This is a genomic window from Gelidibacter sp. (assembly GCF_035515035.1).
Classification (GTDB): domain Bacteria; phylum Bacteroidota; class Bacteroidia; order Flavobacteriales; family Flavobacteriaceae; genus Gelidibacter.
On record NZ_DATJCA010000178.1, the window covers coordinates 35,646 to 54,802 of the forward strand.

General features: G+C 36.8%; 18 protein-coding genes. 7 read left to right on the forward strand and 11 right to left on the reverse strand.

What is annotated here, in order from left to right; all coding sequences use genetic code 11:
• Positions 1 to 32: 32 nt before the first annotated feature.
• From VLZ86_RS15520 to VLZ86_RS15535, 4 genes are all read right to left on the reverse strand, one after another.
• Entirely contained in the window at positions 33 to 593 is a 561-nt protein-coding gene (locus VLZ86_RS15520; RefSeq protein ID WP_414652565.1) for a nucleotide exchange factor GrpE, read from the reverse strand.
• A 606-nt stretch (positions 594 to 1,199) separates the two neighbouring features.
• Entirely contained in the window at positions 1,200 to 2,108 is a 909-nt protein-coding gene (locus VLZ86_RS15525) for a TIGR01777 family oxidoreductase (protein ID WP_325453075.1), read from the reverse strand.
• Between the two features lie 274 nt (positions 2,109 to 2,382).
• Positions 2,383 to 3,075 carry a tRNA (5-methylaminomethyl-2-thiouridine)(34)-methyltransferase MnmD gene (gene mnmD, locus VLZ86_RS15530; protein WP_325453077.1) on the reverse strand — a complete coding sequence of 231 codons (693 nt, stop codon included), beginning with the start codon at positions 3,073 to 3,075 and terminating at the stop codon, positions 2,383 to 2,385.
• A 3-nt stretch (positions 3,076 to 3,078) separates the two neighbouring features.
• Positions 3,079 to 3,585, reverse strand: a complete 507-nt coding sequence (locus tag VLZ86_RS15535; protein ID WP_325453079.1) for a DUF4920 domain-containing protein — start codon at positions 3,583 to 3,585, stop codon at positions 3,079 to 3,081.
• 115 nt (positions 3,586 to 3,700) lie between these two features.
• Between VLZ86_RS15535 and VLZ86_RS15540 the strand changes: the two genes are divergently transcribed.
• The gene (locus VLZ86_RS15540) at positions 3,701 to 4,768 is read left to right on the forward strand and encodes a branched-chain amino acid aminotransferase (protein ID WP_325453107.1); all 1,068 of its coding nucleotides are present in this window, start codon (positions 3,701 to 3,703) and stop codon (positions 4,766 to 4,768) included.
• A 114-nt stretch (positions 4,769 to 4,882) separates the two neighbouring features.
• On the opposite strand, the gene VLZ86_RS15545 is transcribed toward VLZ86_RS15540, so the two are convergent.
• Entirely contained in the window at positions 4,883 to 5,275 is a 393-nt protein-coding gene (locus VLZ86_RS15545) for a nucleoside triphosphate pyrophosphohydrolase family protein (RefSeq protein ID WP_325453081.1), read from the reverse strand.
• 542 nt (positions 5,276 to 5,817) lie between these two features.
• Positions 5,818 to 7,863 carry a dipeptidyl-peptidase 3 family protein gene (locus VLZ86_RS15550; protein WP_325453083.1) on the reverse strand — a complete coding sequence of 682 codons (2,046 nt, stop codon included), beginning with the start codon at positions 7,861 to 7,863 and terminating at the stop codon, positions 5,818 to 5,820.
• Positions 7,864 to 7,954: 91 nt separating this feature from the next.
• Between VLZ86_RS15550 and VLZ86_RS15555 the strand changes: the two genes are divergently transcribed.
• Entirely contained in the window at positions 7,955 to 8,911 is a 957-nt protein-coding gene (locus VLZ86_RS15555; RefSeq protein ID WP_325453085.1) for an effector binding domain-containing protein, read from the forward strand.
• A complete protein-coding gene (crcB, locus tag VLZ86_RS15560; RefSeq protein ID WP_325453087.1) occupies positions 8,908 to 9,276 on the forward strand; it encodes a fluoride efflux transporter CrcB in 369 nt (122 codons plus the stop codon). Before VLZ86_RS15555 ends, crcB begins: the two co-directional genes overlap by 4 nt.
• A 243-nt stretch (positions 9,277 to 9,519) precedes the next feature.
• Here the strand turns inward: crcB and VLZ86_RS15565 are convergent, their stop codons facing one another.
• On the reverse strand, positions 9,520 to 10,122 hold the full coding sequence (locus VLZ86_RS15565; RefSeq protein ID WP_325453089.1) for a DUF1684 domain-containing protein: 603 nt from the start codon (positions 10,120 to 10,122) through the stop codon (positions 9,520 to 9,522).
• A 169-nt stretch (positions 10,123 to 10,291) separates the two neighbouring features.
• Between VLZ86_RS15565 and VLZ86_RS15570 the strand changes: the two genes are divergently transcribed.
• Together VLZ86_RS15570 and VLZ86_RS15575 are read left to right on the forward strand one after the other, a co-directional pair.
• On the forward strand, positions 10,292 to 11,272 hold the full coding sequence (locus tag VLZ86_RS15570; protein WP_325453091.1) for a YpdA family putative bacillithiol disulfide reductase: 981 nt from the start codon (positions 10,292 to 10,294) through the stop codon (positions 11,270 to 11,272).
• A gap of 3 nt (positions 11,273 to 11,275) precedes the next feature.
• Positions 11,276 to 11,785 carry a hypothetical protein gene (locus VLZ86_RS15575; RefSeq protein WP_325453092.1) on the forward strand — a complete coding sequence of 170 codons (510 nt, stop codon included), beginning with the start codon at positions 11,276 to 11,278 and terminating at the stop codon, positions 11,783 to 11,785.
• A gap of 50 nt (positions 11,786 to 11,835) precedes the next feature.
• On the opposite strand, the gene VLZ86_RS15580 is transcribed toward VLZ86_RS15575, so the two are convergent.
• On the reverse strand, positions 11,836 to 12,279 hold the full coding sequence (locus VLZ86_RS15580; protein WP_208232480.1) for an Lrp/AsnC family transcriptional regulator: 444 nt from the start codon (positions 12,277 to 12,279) through the stop codon (positions 11,836 to 11,838).
• Positions 12,280 to 12,396: 117 nt separating this feature from the next.
• On the opposite strand from VLZ86_RS15580, the gene VLZ86_RS15585 reads away from it, so the two are divergent.
• A complete protein-coding gene (locus VLZ86_RS15585) occupies positions 12,397 to 12,792 on the forward strand; it encodes a hypothetical protein (protein WP_325453096.1) in 396 nt (131 codons plus the stop codon).
• 89 nt (positions 12,793 to 12,881) lie between these two features.
• Here the strand turns inward: VLZ86_RS15585 and VLZ86_RS15590 are convergent, their stop codons facing one another.
• From VLZ86_RS15590 to VLZ86_RS15600, 3 genes are all read right to left on the reverse strand, one after another.
• A complete protein-coding gene (locus VLZ86_RS15590) occupies positions 12,882 to 13,421 on the reverse strand; it encodes a sigma-70 family RNA polymerase sigma factor (protein ID WP_325453098.1) in 540 nt (179 codons plus the stop codon).
• 840 nt (positions 13,422 to 14,261) lie between these two features.
• Positions 14,262 to 14,393, reverse strand: coding sequence for a hypothetical protein (locus VLZ86_RS15595; RefSeq protein ID WP_325453100.1), 132 nt, complete (start codon positions 14,391 to 14,393; stop codon positions 14,262 to 14,264).
• A gap of 427 nt (positions 14,394 to 14,820) precedes the next feature.
• Complete coding sequence (locus VLZ86_RS15600) at positions 14,821 to 18,243, reverse strand: methylmalonyl-CoA mutase family protein (RefSeq protein WP_325453102.1); 3,423 nt, start codon at positions 18,241 to 18,243, stop codon at positions 14,821 to 14,823.
• 197 nt (positions 18,244 to 18,440) lie between these two features.
• Here VLZ86_RS15600 and VLZ86_RS15605 point away from each other — a divergent pair, with 197 nt between their 5' ends.
• Positions 18,441 to 19,154: a DUF4197 domain-containing protein gene (locus VLZ86_RS15605; protein ID WP_325453103.1), complete on the forward strand. Its 714-nt coding sequence runs from the start codon at positions 18,441 to 18,443 to the stop codon at positions 19,152 to 19,154.
• Positions 19,155 to 19,157: the final 3 nt, after the last annotated feature.

The following is a 19,157-nucleotide window of genomic DNA, read 5'->3' on the forward strand; positions in this document are numbered from 1 at the left end:
TCAATTCTTATCCTAAATCCTTACTCGCTTGCTTAAAATCCTGTAATTACTTTAGGAAAACGAATCACTTTATCCCCCAACTTATAGCCTTTTTCAATAACATCAACAATCTTGCCTTTTAAGTCATCTGAAGGTGCTGGAATTTGTGTAATGGCTTCATGGTCATCGGCACTGAAAACATCCCCTACCTCAACAGCAACTTCTTCAAGCCCTTTACTATTTAAAGTGCTCTTGAACTTATTACGAATAAGTTCTACGCCCTTCAATAGCTCATTATCTTGATCTTGGGTTTTAGAAATTTCATTGATGGCTCTGTCAAAATCGTCCATAACTGGCAAAAGCGACTGAATTACATCCTGTCCAGCAGTTCTAAATAACTCTATGCGTTCTTTAGTCGTCCGTTTTTTATAATTTTCAAATTCTGCAAAGAGTCTTAAAAATTTATCTTTTTCTTTGCCCAATTCTTCTTTCAATTGGTCCTCAATACTAATTTCCTCAGTTTGAGTGGCCTCGTTTACAGTCTCTTCGACATTGTTTTCAAGGTCTTCAATGTCTTCAGTTTTATCTTTTTTGCTCATATTCTTGAACTTCATTTTTTATCTTCATTTTTGAATTGGCAAAAGTACTGCCATTATTCAAAAAATGTCAAAATGTCACAATATATTTTCCATCACGGACCAACTCGAAATTATTATCAATTTGAAACGCTGACTTTCTCAATAATTATCATGGATAAAAAGTCCTGATTTCCAAATTTTAATGATGATATCACATTTCACTCTTCAAATTAGAAGGTGATGGTTAATTATGTCTTTGGAATTTGTACTTTGTTATCTATTATACTGTATATCATATCGTCGCCAGACATCGCAAGCCCAGAACCCGGGAATAGCTTTCAATTCCATCTTATAAAAACAGGTGTTCGCTTCCAACATAAAGGAAGTATCTTTTAAGAATTATGATTATTATAAAACTATTTATGAAGATCTGAAAGTGGAGCATATGAAGCCGTTGGGCTAATTAAGGACGAAAAAAAAGCCAAGCGCTTTTCTTCATTTCCGTACTCGAATTTTTAAGACATGAAAGAGGCGTTAAATTTAGAAAATAGAAACCAATTGAACTTATCGCCGTATTTCAATTTACTTGACTAATCATGACACCTGATAAGATATGACAGGAATTGTATGTTCACACAGCACTTATGCTAAAACAGCCTCCAGTGCAGGCTGAATGTTGGAATACGTAAAGTCAAAATCAGAATCCTCTATTTTCTTCGAACTGACCCGCTGACTTTCAAAAAGAAGGATATGCATTTTACCGAGAACCAATTTCATTAAAAACTTCGGAATATTCGGTAAAAAAAGAGGTTTGTCCAACGTTTTTGCGATAGCTTTAGTGAGCTCTGTATTTGTAATAGGGTTTGGTGCGACTCCATTGTAAACGCCTTCCAATTCATTCTCAATAATATGGACAAAAACTCTCGACAAATCGTATACGTGTATCCATGATTGCCATTGATCCCCCGAGCCAAAAGCTGACCCTACTCCAAGTTTAATAGGTTTTACCATTTGAGGCAAAGCACCTTCATTGGCGTCTAATACTAAGCCAATCCTAACCTTCGAAACTATCAATCCCAATTCGGAAAACTCATCTACGGCATGTTCCCATGCTGACACTACATCGCCCAAAAAAGTAGGAGATTGTTTAGTGCAGGATTCGTCATAATATTTGGTAAGTGAATCTGGATAAAAACCAATAGCGCTAGCTGAAAGAATTTGTTTTATATGGTGGTTCTCTATTTTTGACAGCGCATTCTTTAAACATTGTAGTGATTTCACCCTACTTTCAATAATGGTTTTTTTATAGTTTTCTGTCCAACGTTTGGCAATAACCGCACCTGCCAAATTAATGATGGCATCTACATCTTCAAAACAGGCGCTGTCAATGATGTCATTATTGGGGTCCCAATAAAACCCTTTATAATTGTCTTCAGTTTTTATTTTTTCCTTAGAAGTTGTCAAATAATGTACTGAAATGTCCTGTTCATGACACCGCTTTACAATTTCCTTTCCTATTAAACCTGTAGCTCCCGTAATTAATACCTTCATCTATTTCCTGTGCTTTTTATAAAGTTAACCAATGAAAACTTATTGTTTATCACTTTAACACAAGGTTTAACAGAATTAACAAATAACCGATTTTTTTAACGTTCCCAAAAAGGTAGTTTTTTATTAACAGAAGTGGTTTGGTTGCAGCTGAATGATAAGAGTCTTTTCCAAACCCTGTAAACCCTTTCGTCAAATATGGAATTTAGCTGGCACACTCGCTGGATGCTAAGATCCTTTTTACAAAGGACGCATTTGGCTCGTACCTCGCCTAATGCTAAGAGCCTTTTCTGGCTCTTAACATTTCTCTTTTTCCTGGAGGTCCAGGTAGTTTTTCAACATTAAAACCAACCGCTTGCATGGCCCGGCGTACGCTGCCTTTCGCGGCATAGGTCACCAAAACACCATTGCTTTTTAGAGCAGCAAACATAATTTCAAAAATTGATTCCGTCCAAAGTTCCGGTTGTACCCGCGCCCCGAATGCATCAAAATAAATGAGATCGAATTGCTCTTTATCAGTGATGTCCTTAAATAATTTTTGTTGTTTCTGTAGTGTATAATACGATGTTAGCCGTTGGTCTATTTCCCAAGGAATATGATGCATCTCTTCAAAAAGCGATGTTTTTTCAGGAACATGAAGCTCTTCTGAATAATTTAAATCGGCCATCTCATCTGCTGAAATTGGAAATGCCTCCACACCTGTATAATGGATATCTATATGATGGTCATCTGCTTGCAACAAGGTCAGAAAAGCATTAAGACCTGTGCCAAAGCCTATTTCTAAAACTGACATCTTTTGATTTCCCTCATTTGAAGAATTTAACCGATCAAAACAAAAAAGCAAACCATGCTTGATATACACGTGGTTTGCTTCTTGTATGGCACCATGAATAGAATGGTACTGCTCATTCCATTCTTCAATTTGGATGGTCTTAGAACCATCGGCCGTTGTAATTATTTTGCGTTGCAATTGTTATTCGCCTTTCAACAATACACCGTCAGCCTCAAAAGAAAAGGTTACTTTAGGCTCAGTGATTGCTGCAATTTCATCGGCAGATTTACCTGCATCTTCAGCATAATGTTGCAATTCGTCAACTGGAACTTCATTTACATAAGCCTTACCGTTGATCACAATTTCTTTTCCTGCAATATCTTTTGGCATAAAAAACCCATAATCTTTAAATTTCACCATGATTTGATTGCCGTCTTCGAGATTAACTTTCATCCAACAGCCTTTAGACTGACAAACCTCATCCACTTTACCAATCATTTTAGCGTTTATGGTATCACCAACACGCATTGATTTATAAGCTTCAGCCATATCTGATGTCGATTTGGCAGCATCGGCTGTTATCTCTTCACCAATTGACGTATAGGCAACGGCTTCTTTTTCTACGTCCTGGATTTCTGTTTTTTTATCTTCGGTTTTACAGGCCAATGCAATTAATGCAATTCCAAAAACGATAAGAATTTTCTTCATAATTTATTGATTTTCCGAGAAGTTAATAGTGGCAAATATAAGTTTTTTTTAAAACAAATATTTGATTTTTTATACTGCAAGAAATCACTAAATTTGCAGCATCAAAAAAAATATGATGATAAAACACACTTCACACGAAATCGATATCGTAAAATCAGATACTACTAAAATTGACGCTGTTGATTTTGACAATTTAATATTTGGTAGAACTTTTACTGACCACATGTTTATCTGTGACTATGAAAACGATGAATGGCAAACGCCAAAAATAATCCCTTACCAACCAATGACCATGGATCCATCTGCACGGGTATTCCATTATGGACAGGCAGTTTTTGAAGGCATGAAGGCCTATAAGGATGATAATGGCAAAGTATGGCTTTTTAGACCAGAAGATAATTTTAACCGGATTAACAAATCGGCAGCCCGTTTGGCTATGCCTGAGTTTCCCAAAGATTACTTTATGAAGGGCCTGACCACATTGTTAGAAATGGACAATGCTTGGGTAAAACCCGGAAAAGGAAATTCGCTTTATATCAGACCATTTATCATTGCTACAGATCCTGCAATCTCAGCTTCGCCTTCAAGCAATTACAGATTTATGATTATCTGCGCTCCGGCAAAAGCTTATTACACGGGTAAAATTCGCGTGCTGATTGCTGAAGAATATAGTAGATCTGCCAACGGAGGTGTTGGTTTTGCTAAAGCTGCAGGAAACTATGCCGCACAATTTTATCCTACACGTTTGGCTCAAAAGAAAGGGTTCCAACAAGTTATTTGGACAGATGCCGATACCCACGAAAGATTGGAGGAAGCAGGAACCATGAACGTATTCTTTAGAATAAATGACACCTTGATTACCGCGCCTTTAAGTGATCGTATTTTAGACGGTGTGACCAGAAGAAGTATCATTCAACTAGCAAAAGATAACGGAATTGAGGTACAAGTAAGACCTATAACCGTGTCTGAAATTAAAGAAGCCTCCAAAAACGGCTCCTTGAAAGAAATTTTCGGCGCAGGAACGGCTGTTGTAATCAGTCCTATTTCAGCATTTGAACATGCAGAAGAACTTTTTGAATTACCAATAATTGAAAATTCTTATGCAGACACTTTAAAAGATAAAATGCTTAACATTCAGCACAACATTGCTGAAGATAAGCATGGATGGAGATATCAGGTTTAGTCTTCAGTTACAGTCTTCAGACTTCAAAACTACATTTCAAAGAAAAACTCCAAATCCCAATAATTATTAATTGGAATTTGGAGTTTTTTAATTAGTGCATAATATTGTAAAGCTTTATATTTTGGAATCAAGAATTTTCTCAATATTTGGCTGAAAATAATTGGGTCCTTTTAACACTTTTCCATCTTCACGATAGATTGGTTCACCATCCGCTCCCAACTTGCTCATATTACTTCTTTGGATTTCATCAAAAATCTCTTCAATCTTATGTTGAAAACCATGTTCTATGATGGTTCCGCATAAAATGTAGAGCATATCTCCTAAAGCATCCCCTACCTCCACAAGGTCATTGTCATTCGCAGCCTCTAGATACTCTTCATTTTCTTCCCGCATCAATTTATATCTGAGCATGTTTTTCTCCATTCCCAAATCGGCTTTCGGACTTTCCCTATGTCCAATTTTAAATGCCGTATGAAACGCTTTTACCGCATCTAGTTTATTCTTCATAACAATAAAAATTTATAAGGTTGATTATTTTAAGCGCTGAGAAATCTGCAATGGCTATAAACTCATAAATAAGGTATGATATTCAATATCACCTTGCCATTTTCAACAGAACCTTGTTCAGATTCTAAAAGGTTTGGTTAATTTTGCATAAAAATAGCGATATGTTTACAAATGGTCAATTGATTTTCGGGATTTTATTTGCAATTGTTTTTGCCATAATCTTGATTTATACTTATCGTAAAGATCTAAAACTTCACAGAAAACACTACAAAGGCAGCATTTGGATTCTTATTGCATTTATTGCTTTTATATTAATGATTATGGCAGTAAAGTACATGTTTACTTAATTTCCACTTCTTATGCTGACATTTTAAAATCGTCACGATGTCATCTAAAATAACATCATGAACACCCTTATCTCACTAATTATACTGCTTGTAATTAACTTTCTGTTGCTCATCTTTAGCATCAATAAAAAGAGCAAGCAGGACATTTAAAATATCCTACTTGCTCTTTTTTTTATAACGATATAAGATTTAATTCTATTCTTTCAAAAAACTATGAGTTTTACTATAATCCAGCATTTGGCTTGAAAAGGATTCCGGCTGGGTCACTTTTATTGAAGTAATCTCCCCATTACCATCCAATTCTGGTACCAAAACAGGATTCACAAATCCGCTGTAAGGTGCATCCGGAAATTGTGCATTTCTTTCTAAAATTTCTTTGTGTAACGGTTGATCTACCTTAACGCCATAAGTTTCTACCAAAGCTTCAACTGCTTTATAGTCGCCTTCAGATTTTATACGTTGGGTTTCACGAAGCAACTGTCCGAAAAGTTCATGTAGCTTTTCATAATCGTTAATGTTATAATAGGTTTTTCCGTCTCTAGTGATTTTTTCGATAACATTGTCTTTTTTACCTTTGTCAAAAACCCAGGCGCTCACCCATTGTCTATTTCTCATGTGGGCTTGTTCAACATTGTCGCCCAAATTCAATCGGATCAATTGGGTCATTAATCCGTTGCGGATATAGTTATTGTAAGCAGCCATCCCCACTTTTTTCCAATCCTCTACCAAACCAAGCTCTTGTAATTTTGGATTGTACAGATAATAAAGTCCCACCAAATCAGCACGACCTTCTTCTAAGGTTGACGCGTAATTTTTAAGTGTTTCTTTGGTTTCACCTACCCCAGGATTCAATTGCCCTGAAGCATGACCAACCACCTCGTGTAATGCCGTGTGCAACTTACTGGCAATTTGACCATATTCTTGCTCCAATTGTAATTCTTCCTCATCATTGACAAACTCCTGTAACCTACCTGCACTTCCTGCATTATTATAAGCTTCAATAATATTTCCAAGAGAAACTGATTTGCTTCCAACTGCCGCTCTAATCCAATTGGCATTTGGTAAATTCACTCCAATTGGCGTGCTTGGCGACGCATCTCCAGCTTCACCGGCTACATTAACCACCTTATAAGTGACACCAACCACATTTTTCTTTTTATGTTCATCCATTAGTGGAGAATTGTCTTCAAACCATTGTGCGTTATCAGACAATACTTTCATTTTCTGTGACATGTCAAAATCATTGATTTGTACGATGCTCTCATAAGAACCTCTATACCCAATTGGGTCGTTGTAGACTTCAATAAATCCATTGATATAATCCACATTTCCCGCCGTAGCTGCAGTCCATGCAACGTTATAATCATCCCAGGTTTGAAGGTCTCCAGTTTTATAGTATTGGATTAGGAGACCCAAAGCGTCGCCTTGTTCTTGGTTTTCAGCTACATCTTGAGCCAGTTCCAGCCATTTCACAATTTCATCAATGGCAGAACCATACAAACCTTCAGATTTATAAACCAATTCTTTTAATTGGCCATTTTCCTTTACCAATTTAGAATTCAACCCAAAAGACAAGGGTTTATCAGGATTAGGCGATTTTTTATTTTTGTAGAATTGAACCACATCGGCAGTGGTCACATTAGGGCCATAGAAATTAACCGCAGATTTCGCCACGTTATCCGAGCCTTTGGCTTGATTAATTTTCTTGGAATCCTGAGAATTAAAAATCACATCAAAAGCCTCTCCTTGCAACTGTGTATTGGTAGCTGTCAATAAAGATTTCAAATAGTCCTGAGAAAATTCTGCTTTTAATTTATCATTGGAATAATGGTGATGAATGCCATTGCTAAACCAAACACGTTTTAAATACGTTTCAAATGCTTTCCAGTCTTCAGAAGATTTATCGCCAGCATAATTGCTATAAACATTTTCCAATGCTTTTCTGATTTTGAGGTTATGACGGTAGTTTTGATCCCACATAATGTCGCGCCCCGCTAATCCGGCCTGGGTTAAATAATAGACCAATTTTTGCTCTTTTAAGCTTAGGTTTTCCCATCCTGGAACTTGGTACCGAAGAATTTTTACGTCGGCAAATTGCTCAACAGTATAATCAAATTCCGTGACATCCTTTTCTGACCCGACCGCAACTGTTGTTGAATCTCTGTTGGTTTTTGATTCATTTTTACAGGCGAAAATTAAGCTCATGGCCAATGCAAGCCCCAATATTGTTTTTAAATTCATTTTTTAATTTTAAAGTTAATTTCTTCAAATGTAATATATATTTAGATACTATAAAATTGTCTATCTTTGATTAACTCTACAAAACCAACTCATGAAATTTCTAAAATACCTCCTATTTTTACTGTTAATTGCTTTCATCGGAATGGCTATTTATATCGCTGTTCAGCCCAATGATTTTCAAGTGACAGAAAGCACAACTATCAACGCTCCAAAAGCAGTGGTTTTTGACATCGTATCGGACACCACTGATGTGGATTGGTCTTCCTTTTGGAAAACATCTGAAACCATAAATAAAGAAGCATCAACTGCTAGCGACTCAATTGTCCAGATCTTTACAAGTAAACGCATCAAAAAATCATCATTAAAATGGACTTTTGTATCCAATGAAGATGGCTCAACTACCGTTACCAGAACGCTTGATGCCTATAAGTTGGCATTCCTGACCAAGGCTAAATTTGCATTGTTTGGTGACAACGAGAAAGAACTCTCACAGCAATTTAAAACGGATTTAGAAAGTATCAATAATAAGGTGGCAAAAAGCATGTCTACTTATTCCATTACTATTGATGGTATTACAGAATTTGGCGGTGGATTTTACATGTATAAAACTACGTCTTCCACGGGTAGCAATAAAAGTACTGCCATGAAAAAACAATATGACGACATTACGACATTTATGAATACTCATAATATCACTGCCAGCGGAATGCCCTTTACAATTTACATTGAAAGAAGCCCAGACAATGGCAATGTCATCATGACAAATGCCATTCCGGTGAGCGAAAGGGTTATTATTGCAGAGGATGGCAATGTCCTTAGCGGTTTTATGGAGCGCACCAAAGCACTTAAAGTAACGCTAAAAGGTAACTATACCAATCTTGAAGAAGCTTGGGCAGCTGCCAATAAATCTTTCCAAGACCAGAATCTGGAACCTTCAGAGATGAGTCCGTTTGAGGTTTATAAGAATGATCCTACCCTCCTTCCAAACCCTGCACATTGGGTTACTGAAATCTACATTCCTATTAAAGAAATCAATGAGGCCTTGTGAAACAATTCCTATTAGTTTTTATTGGCGGTGGATTTGGTAGTGTCTTAAGATTTATTATCGGAAAGTACCTCAATAGTCCTACAACCGGTCTTCCTTACGGTACGTTTGCAGCTAACATTTTAGGAAGTTTATTGATTGGCATCATATTAGGTTTGGCATTAAAGAACAACACCTTATCCCAAAATCAAATCTTATTTCTTGCCACAGGTTTTTGTGGCGGTTTTACAACCTTTTCCGCCTTTGCTTATGAGAATCACGTCTTTTTAAAATCCGGAGATTTCATGAGCTTTGCAATCTATACCATTGCGAGTTTCGTGGTTGGGTTTTTAGCAGTTTTCTTTGGAATGTATTTGGTGAAAAGTTGAGATAGGGTTTTTTCCCAGAGATACACAGAGAAAAGACAGAGTTTCACAGCGGTTTTTTAGAAAATGAATTAGTTACTTACGATCAATATCCCCCCGCAGATTTCGCAGATGAGCGCAGAAATTATTACAAAAATTTAAAAATTAATGACTAAGATAATCGCCAAGCTTATGACTGAATACTGCGACTGAATACTGATCAATAAAAACTGAACACCACTCTAACTCCTACCCACTCACCCCTCCTTACTGCACAAACGCCTTAACTCCTGCCCTAACCTCAACATTAACATAATTTTCGCGAGGTACAATCGGACATGAGTAGGCTTCGTTGTAGGCACAATAGGGGTTGTATGCCGTATTGAAATCAATAGTTATAACATCGCCATCCGGAATACGCAGGTCGATATAACGTCCGCCACCGTATGATTCATCGCCATTGGTGTCATCTAAAAATGGCAAGAATAAATAATCTTCAAAGCCTTCTTCATTCATCAAATCCTGATCTTGATAAACACTTAAAGTATGTGAACCATCTTTTAAATTGAAAGAGATTTCGCCATATTTAATATACGTAAGAAGCCTATCTGTAGTGGTTTTCATTTGAAAAGGCTTTTCATCAGTAGATTTCGTAAAAGTAGCCTGTACAACATATAAAGAATCAACTTTAAAAAAATCCAGCGCTTTAAACGCTCGTCTATCTTTCTTCTTTAATGGCGATTTTGAGGCATCTTTAAACTCCGCATTCAGGTTTCTTTGAAATTCTGTTTCGCCTTGAATAGGCTGTTTATCCGTGGCACAACTGTATAATAAAATGAATCCCAACAAAAATGAGTATAACGTTTTCATAAAAAAGTAATTGATTTGCAAACATACAATTTTAACTTAATGACCATCGTTTATTTCGACGATTCCGTATTTTTACAAATAAGAGGTTGATGTTTCAGAATTTCAACAATTAGATATCATGACAATAAATAAACAACACTCAAAAACCTCAAAAAACAAACATAAATAAATGATAAACACATATAAAGTATTAATTATTGGCGCAGGTCCCATTGGTATTGCCTGTGCTTTGGAATGCAAAAAAAGAAATTGGGACTATGTAGTTCTTGAAAAAGGCGCTCTGACCAACTCTTTGTACAATTATCCAAAAAACATGACCTTTTTTTCAACTTCAGAAAAACTTGAAATTGATGATATCCCATTTATTAGCAACAATCCAAAACCAAATAGAGACGAAGCCCTTGAATATTATAGACGTGTGGCTACCTCTAATGAATTGAATATTCATTTGTATGAAGAAGTATTGACCATTAAGAAATTGGAAGAGCATTTTGAAGTCACTTCCTCCAAAACCGAATATCACGTCGAAAAAGTGATTATTGCATCTGGGTTTTATGACATTCCAACATTACTTAAGGTTCCGGGCGAAGACTTACCAAAAGTCACCCATTATTATAATGAAGCACATCCTTATGCCATGCAAAATGTGGTGGTGGTTGGCGCAAGCAATTCGTCAGTAGATGCTGCACTTGAGATTTGGCGTAAAGGTGGACAGGTAACTATGGTCATTAGAGGTTCGGAAATCGGAGAGCGTGTTAAATATTGGGTAAGACCAGATATTATTAATAGAATTAAAGAAGGAAGCATTAAAGCTTACTACAATTCCGAGGTGGTTAAGATTGAAGAAAAAGACATAACCATTAGTACACCTAATGGTGAAATCACGTTTCCTAATGATTTTGTTGTGGCACTAACCGGCTACATGCCAAATTTCAAATTCTTAATCGATTCCGGCATCAAGCTGTCCAACGATACTGCCCGTTTACCACAATACGATCCAGATACCATGGAAACCAATATAACAGGATTATATTTAGCTGGGGTTATATGTGGAGGCATGGAAACCCATAAATGGTTTATTGAGAACTCAAGGATTCATGCAAAAATGATTGCTGAACATATCGAAAGCAAAAACAATAATAAAAAGTAATTTATGGAACAGTGGGAAAAGCTGCCTGTATTCCAAAAGGCACGGGAAATCATAGATCTTGTAGGCTCCATTATCGATTCCGTTGAGAAAACTGATATTGAGTTTGGTGACCCTATTGAGGCCGAAATGTTGCAGCATAATCTCAAATACATGCGCATGAACGCCACCCTTATTCCTGCCAAAATTGCTGGTGCGTCTTCGGAAGATATGCTCTACGACATTAGAATGGAAAATGCTACTTTAATTAGAAAAGCAGCCATGGAATTGATTACTGATGCTAGAGGCTTACAGATGCATGGTTATCCGGATATTGAATATTTAGATATCTTAAGAAAAGAGATCGAAGATTTTAGGATCTTGTTCGCCGAATGGGTCAAAACCTTTGATTGTTGGAACTATGTTATTGATCGTTGGGGACTTTTTAATCCCCCAGGCGTCAATTATGACGACGTAGATCCAGACGATGACATTCCTTTCAATTTCGATGATTTCGACGGATTTGACGACCTTTAAATAGTAATTAAGGCTAATTTCTTAAATTTCGACATTTTACCGACAAAGGATTATTTGATAGGTCGCACCTCATTGTATTTTATCACATGGGATAAAACAATCTGCGTTTTAGTTTCTCCATACACAATGAGCTGGTCAATAAAACTTTCTAAATGTTTCTGGTTTTTAAGTACAACTTCCATAACAATATTTTCATTTCCAGTTATTCTGTAGCAATTCAAAACTTCATCATAAGTTTTTACTTTTTCCAAAAATGGTTTCAGCATACCCATAAAGGCTCTTAAGGTAATTATGGCCTTTAACTGATAGCCGGCCTCGAATGGCGAAACAAAGGCATGATAGCCCTGAATAATTCCTGCATCTTCCATCTTTTTAATACGTTCAGAAACTGCGGGGGAACTGATTCCTACCTGTCTACCAATTTCAGCATTAGACTGACGTGCTCCGTTCTGTAAACACTTCAAAATCTTCCAATTAAGTGAATCTATACTCATTTAAAGAAAATTAACTATAAAACTTTAATTCTTAAAGCAAATATAGCCTTTTACTTTAAAATCAATTCTATTACCATTAAATTTGTCACTAAATTTGATAAAATGCTTTTATTGATTATGTCGAACCCAATTCCATCTCACCTACCCGAAATGCCGCTTTATAAAAAAGCGATAGAAATCATTATTCTATCCCGAAGTATTTCCACATATTTAAATCAAGATCTAGCATACTTAAAACCAGACGGTTCTGAAGATAACGACATTTATTTCTCTGGTGACATTGTACAACAATCCTCGTCTTTGGCTCCGGAAATTGTCAATGCGGAAATGGAACGTCATTCTGATAAAAAATACAAACACATTGCGTCTTTGGAACGTTTGACCAATTTACTCTATAAAAATTGCAAACGTTTAGAAAAAAGTCAGAGTAATGGTAAGGAATATCTTCCTATATTAAGAAGGGAGTTGAGAAAGTTCAGAAGATTGCAGCACACTTGGATGATGACTTTGTGATGGTTTAAATTCCAAAAAAATTATAATTTTCAAGTCGACCGACAGAAAGCATATTTCAATAAGAATCTTTGAGAGGACAATAAAATTACTTAATGGCAGATTTTACAGTTTTCCTTTTCTTGCTGTTCCCCAACCAAATGGCCATTATCATTGATCTTAAAATTACAGCATTCCACAAACCCTTGTGCCACGAGTTTTCTTGCTCGCTGAATCTGCGATTTGACCGTCGGCAACGGCAGGTCTAACCGCTCAGATATTTGCGCCTGTTTCAAACCTTGTATATCAGCTAAAATTAACGGCTGTCTATATTTCTTTGGTAATGCTTTAATGATCCCATGCAAACAATCTTCTCTTGTATGTTCAGAATTGGAGTCTTCTGCTATGATATCATTTTCTTCAATGGGATAACTCAGGTTATTTTGTCTAAAATAATCCATAACTGTATAACGTGCAATCGTAAACACCCATGGTTTTAACTTACGTTCATCTTTTAAAGTATCCAATTTTACATGGACTTTGATAAACGTCTCCTGAAGCAAATCATCCACTACCACATCATCCTTTACTTTACTCAAGATAAAATTTCTAATATCTTGCGCGTATATATCCCAAACGGTTTTTGTTTTCATAATAGCACATTAAAAAAAGAGCCCACTTTAGTATAAAATTACTAAAACAGACTCTTATTATTTACATTTTAAACTAAGCTTAACAGTTGCAATTCTGACAAGTACAGTTTTCACAAGTACATGCGGCGCAGTTTCCCATGTGACAACTGTCACAATTACATGTGCATTCTTTATTATTCATGATCTATATATTTTAAGGTTCATCTAATAGACGTAAAAAGATGGATAAAGATGCATTTTTTGAAACTTTTTATAAGTTTAGATCCATAATTGAGCAAAACCCATTGTTAAACTGGGTTTTACATAAATTAATGTCGTAAGTAGGATTGGTTAAATAGTTGAATAGAAACTATCCTGATGCCATTTGCCAGGGTCTGCATCGGTATAGTTTGAAATGTTTTCATAAGATTTTTAGTGTCCAATAATATGGTCATTGAGTAATATTTTTCCGAGCGAAATTTCAAAACCAACGCGATGGCTCATGGTTGAAGATGTTGTTTTAAAAGCCCCGATTAGACATGACAGTGATTTTGTTTTAACGGCAAGATGGGTAATTCTTAAACGATCAATTTTTATTATAGTATGTGAATGATTTGGCATTCCAACATAATTATGTACTAAAACATAAGGATATCGCACCTCCAGCCAATTGAATTGATTTTGACAATCAATCCTTATTACATTCAACTACAGTTTCGGATTGGATGGATTTGATTCTATCAATTTGCATTCTTTTGAAACGAATTTATCATTCAGATTATTGAATAAAAAGACCTCACAAGTTTTTGAAACCTATGAGGTCTAAATAAAATTATCTTAAAAACTTTGAATTAGAATACACTAATCCAAATCTTCCCAACCCTCAATTTGGCTTTCTGCCAAATAGTACTTATCTGATTTGATAGTGTAGATCAACCATTCAAAATAGTTTTTGGATTGTCTAGTAAACTTGTAACGAAGCGTAGTTTCCATAGTTGAATTATTTTATAGGTTATACTTAATTCAGTAAATAGCGACCCTACAAAATTAGGTTTGAAATCTGACTTCAGCACAATTTAGCGACACATATTAGTTGTTTTACAAATTTAACTACCTAATACGCATTTAGTTACAAAAATCATCGACAAGTGGCGAAGGTTTTAAATAAAAAATCCTGAACGTTTTGCGTTCAGGATAGACTATCTGTATTTGAGAAATGCAGGAAAAAACTAATAACTAAACGGATTTAACCCAAAAAACGGGTAATCCTTTCTACAAGTTCGGGGTAAATTTTTTTCGCACATTTTTCCGAATAGTAAAACTTGGCTCTACAACTATCAGTATGTAATAACACATTCCACCCGAAAGCCGGATAAGCGACTCACACAAGTTTTCCGAAAAGGAAAACTTGGTTCGCTGCTTACATATTTCGTCTGTACTGACCTCCTACCTCAAATAAAGCCTCTGTAATTTGTCCCAATGATGCCACTTTACACACTTCCATCAATGCCTCGAAAATATTCTCGTTATGAATGGCTTTGTGCTGTAAGTCTTTTAACAAGTCTTCAATATCATTTCCTTTGTGAAGATTTTCCAGGGTTTGGATTTGAAGTTGTTTCTCTTCTTCCGTTGCTCTAATAACTTCCTTTGGAATAATGGTTGGCGACCCTTTACTGCTTAAAAAGGTATTCACTCCAATGATTGGAAAGTCGCCATTGTGTTTTAAAGTTTCGTAATACAAGCTTTCTTCCTGAATTTTACTGCGTTGATACATGGTTTCCATAGCCCCTAGAACTCCTCCTCTTTCGGTAATACGATCAAATTCCAACAACACTGCTTCTTCTACCAAATCGGTCAATTCCTCGATAATGAAAGAGCCTTGGATCGGGTTTTCGTTCTTAGCCAGTCCTAATTCCTTATTGATAATCAATTGAATGGCCATGGCACGTCTCACCGATTCTTCGGTAGGTGTCGTTATCGCTTCGTCATAAGCATTGGTGTGCAGCGAATTACAATTATCATATATTGCATACAAAGCTTGAAGTGTGGTTCTTATATCATTAAAATCGATCTCCTGCGCATGCAAACTACGTCCAGAAGTTTGAATGTGATATTTCAACATTTGTGCTCTCGGATCGGCGCCATATTTATTTTTCATTGCCTTAGCCCAAATTTTACGAGCCACTCGTCCAATCACTGCATATTCAGGATCAATCCCGTTGGAGAAAAAGAAAGACAAGTTGGGACCAAATTTATTGATGTCCATCCCTCGGCTTAAATAATACTCCACGTAGGTGAAACCGTTGGACAAGGTCAATGCCAATTGGGTAATAGGATTGGCTCCAGCCTCTGCAATATGGTATCCGGAAATAGACACAGAATAAAAATTACGCACATTGTTCTCAATAAAATATTCTTGCACGTCCCCCATCAGGCGCAGCGCAAATTCTGTTGAAAAAATACAGGTATTCTGTGCTTGATCTTCTTTTAATATATCGGCTTGAACCGTACCTCGCACTTGGGCAATCGTTTTGGTTTTGATATCTTGATAAACGTCATTTGGCAATACCTGATCACCGGTTACGCCCAAAAGCATTAATCCCAATCCATCATTACTTTCGGGTAAATCGCCTTTATAACTTGGACGTTCCACACCTTTATCTTTATATATTTTGGCAATTTTGGTCTCCACTTCCTCTTGGAGTCCGTTTTCCTTGATGTACAACTCACATTGCTGATCAATGGCGGCATTCATAAAAAAGCCCAACAGCATTGGCGCGGGGCCATTAATGGTCATACTTACAGAAGTCATAGGATGCGAGAGGTTAAAACCAGAATACAGTTTTTTGGCATCATCCAAACAACAGATGCTCACCCCGGCATTTCCAATCTTACCATAAATATCAGGACGGTGATCGGGATCATTTCCGTAAAGTGTAACGCTATCAAAAGCGGTAGACAAGCGCTTTGCTGGTAAACCCAGGCTCACGTAATGAAAGCGACGGTTGGTTCTTTCGGGACCTCCTTCGCCTGCAAACATACGCGCTGGATCTTCCCCAGTTCTTTTAAAAGGGTATAATCCAGAAGTAAAAGGAAACTCGCCCGGTACATTCTCCTGCAGGATCCATTTTAATATATCACCCCAAGCTTGGTATTTCGGAAGGGCAACTTTAGGAATCTGCAAATGTGAAAGCGATTCGGTATGGGTTTCAATCTTAATTTCCTTCCCTCTCACCTTAAAAGTATACACAGGGTTTTTGTAGGTATTGACTTTTTCATCCCAACCCGTGATAACTTCCCAGTTGTAAGGATCGAGATTCAATTTGACACGATCAAACTCGCCCACCAATAATTTTATGAAATTTTTGCTCTCGTCGTCGGTTGAAATGATCGATTTACTATCTATCCCAGCTTTGTCCAATTCCGGGGTTTTCCCAATAACTGATTCGATGGTTTTATAAATCCCATAAAGCTTTTGTGCCACTTCAACTTGTTCAGTGGCCGTTTTATCATAAGCGCGATTACTTTCTGCAATTTCTGAAAGGTAGCGGGTTCTTGACGGAGGAATCACAAAAATCTTTTCGCTCATTTCATCAGAAATCGTAAAGGTGGATTTTAAATCGGCGTTCGTTATTTCGACAATTTTGTCCATGATTGCCTTATACAGCGTATTCATACCCGGATCATTAAATTGCGAAGCTATCGTGCCAAAGACCGGTAAATCCTTTTGATCTACATCCCATAAGAGATGGTTGCGTACGTATTGTTTTTTCACATCGCGCAACGCATCCAAAGACCCACGTTTATCAAATTTGTTGATGGCCACCAAATCGGCAAAATCCAACATGTCAATCTTTTCCAATTGGGTTGCGGCACCAAATTCTGGCGTCATGACGTATAATGAGACGTCAGAATGCTCAATGATTTCCGTATCCGATTGACCTATTCCAGATGTTTCTATAATGATTAAATCATATTCCGCAGCCTTTAAAACTTGAATTGCTTCATTGACATATTTCGAAAGTGCTAGATTGGATTGACGTGTTGCCAAGCTACGCATATACACGCGAGAATTGTTAATGGCATTCATCCGTATACGGTCACCAAGCAAAGCGCCTCCAGTTTTACGTTTTGAAGGATCAACAGAAACCAAGGCCACTGTTTTCTCTGGAAAATCAATTAAAAACCGACGCACCAGTTCATCCACCAGCGAGGATTTTCCAGCACCTCCAGTTCCGGTAATCCCAAGAACAGGTGTTTTGGAATTTTTGTTTTTATCATGAATCTTATCTAAAACAGCTTCTGCCACTTCAGGATAGTTTTCTGCTGAAGAGATGATTCTTGCGATAGCTTTTGGATTCTTTTTCTTTAGATCATTTAATTCAACATCTAGCACATCTCCGATGGCATAATCCGAAGTTTTCACCAAATCATTGATCATTCCTTGCAAGCCCATTTCTCTACCATCATCTGGAGCATAAATCCTGGTAATGCCATAAGCCATCAATTCCTTTATTTCTGAAGGAAGAATGACACCTCCACCACCACCAAAAATCTTGATATGTCCCGCACCTTTTTCCTTTAATAGGTCATACATATATTTGAAATACTCATTATGTCCCCCTTGGTAGGAAGTTATTGCAATGGCATTGACATCTTCTTGAATAGCCGTATTGACCACTTCTTCCACACTTCTATCATGACCTAAATGAACGACTTCAACGCCTGTTGATTGAATGATGCGCCGCATAATATTGATGGCGGCATCATGACCATCAAAAAGAGAAGCGGCGGTTACTATCCTGACTTTATGTTTTGGTTTGTATGGTGTTACTTGTTTCATTGTTAGAAATTGAATTTATACGTCCTGCAAATTTACAGATTTTATAAAAGAAGTCACCCAATATTATGAATAGTTTAGATTTACATGAGTACTCGCGGACGAAGCAGAAAACCTTGTTTTTATTCGAAAACTTGTAGGAACATTTATTATCTAAACTATTTGATATATTTTTGAACTCACTAAAATTAATTATAGCTATGAAAAAGTCATTCGTTTTTTTACTTACGTTATTTACCATGTATTCCTGTGCAGAATTACAGGGCGTTGTTGATTCATTGCCACAAGGTGGAGGTGTTTTAAGCAATACTGATATTGCCTCTGGTCTAAGACAAGCTCTGGATTTGGGAATCGAGAAACAAGTGACCAAACTGACCAAAACCGATGGTTTTTATAGAAATGACCTTGTTAAAATCCTTTTACCGGCAGAATTACAAAAAGTAGATAAAGGATTGCGTGATATTGGTCTTGGAAATCTTGCTGATGAAGGCTTGAAAGCACTCAACAGAGCCGCGGAAGATGCTGTAAAGGAGGCCACACCAATTTTCGTGAATGCAGTTAAGGAGATCACATTTGCCGATGCAAGAACCATTCTTTTGGGTACTGATGATGCCGCGACTCAATATCTTAACAATAAGACCCAAACGTCCTTATACGCCAAGTTTCATCCTGTAATCAATAATTCTTTTTCTAAAGTGGGCGCCGATCAAATTTGGCAAAACCTTATCAACAGATATAATGCCATTCCATTTACTACGAATGTCAATCCGGATTTAACAGATTATGTAACCCAGCAAGCCTTAAAAGGGGTGTTTACGATGATTGCGGTGGAAGAAAAAGAAATCAGAAATAAAGTAGGCGCAAGAAGCACAGATCTTTTAAGACGGGTGTTCGCACTACAAGATTCAAAATAACAT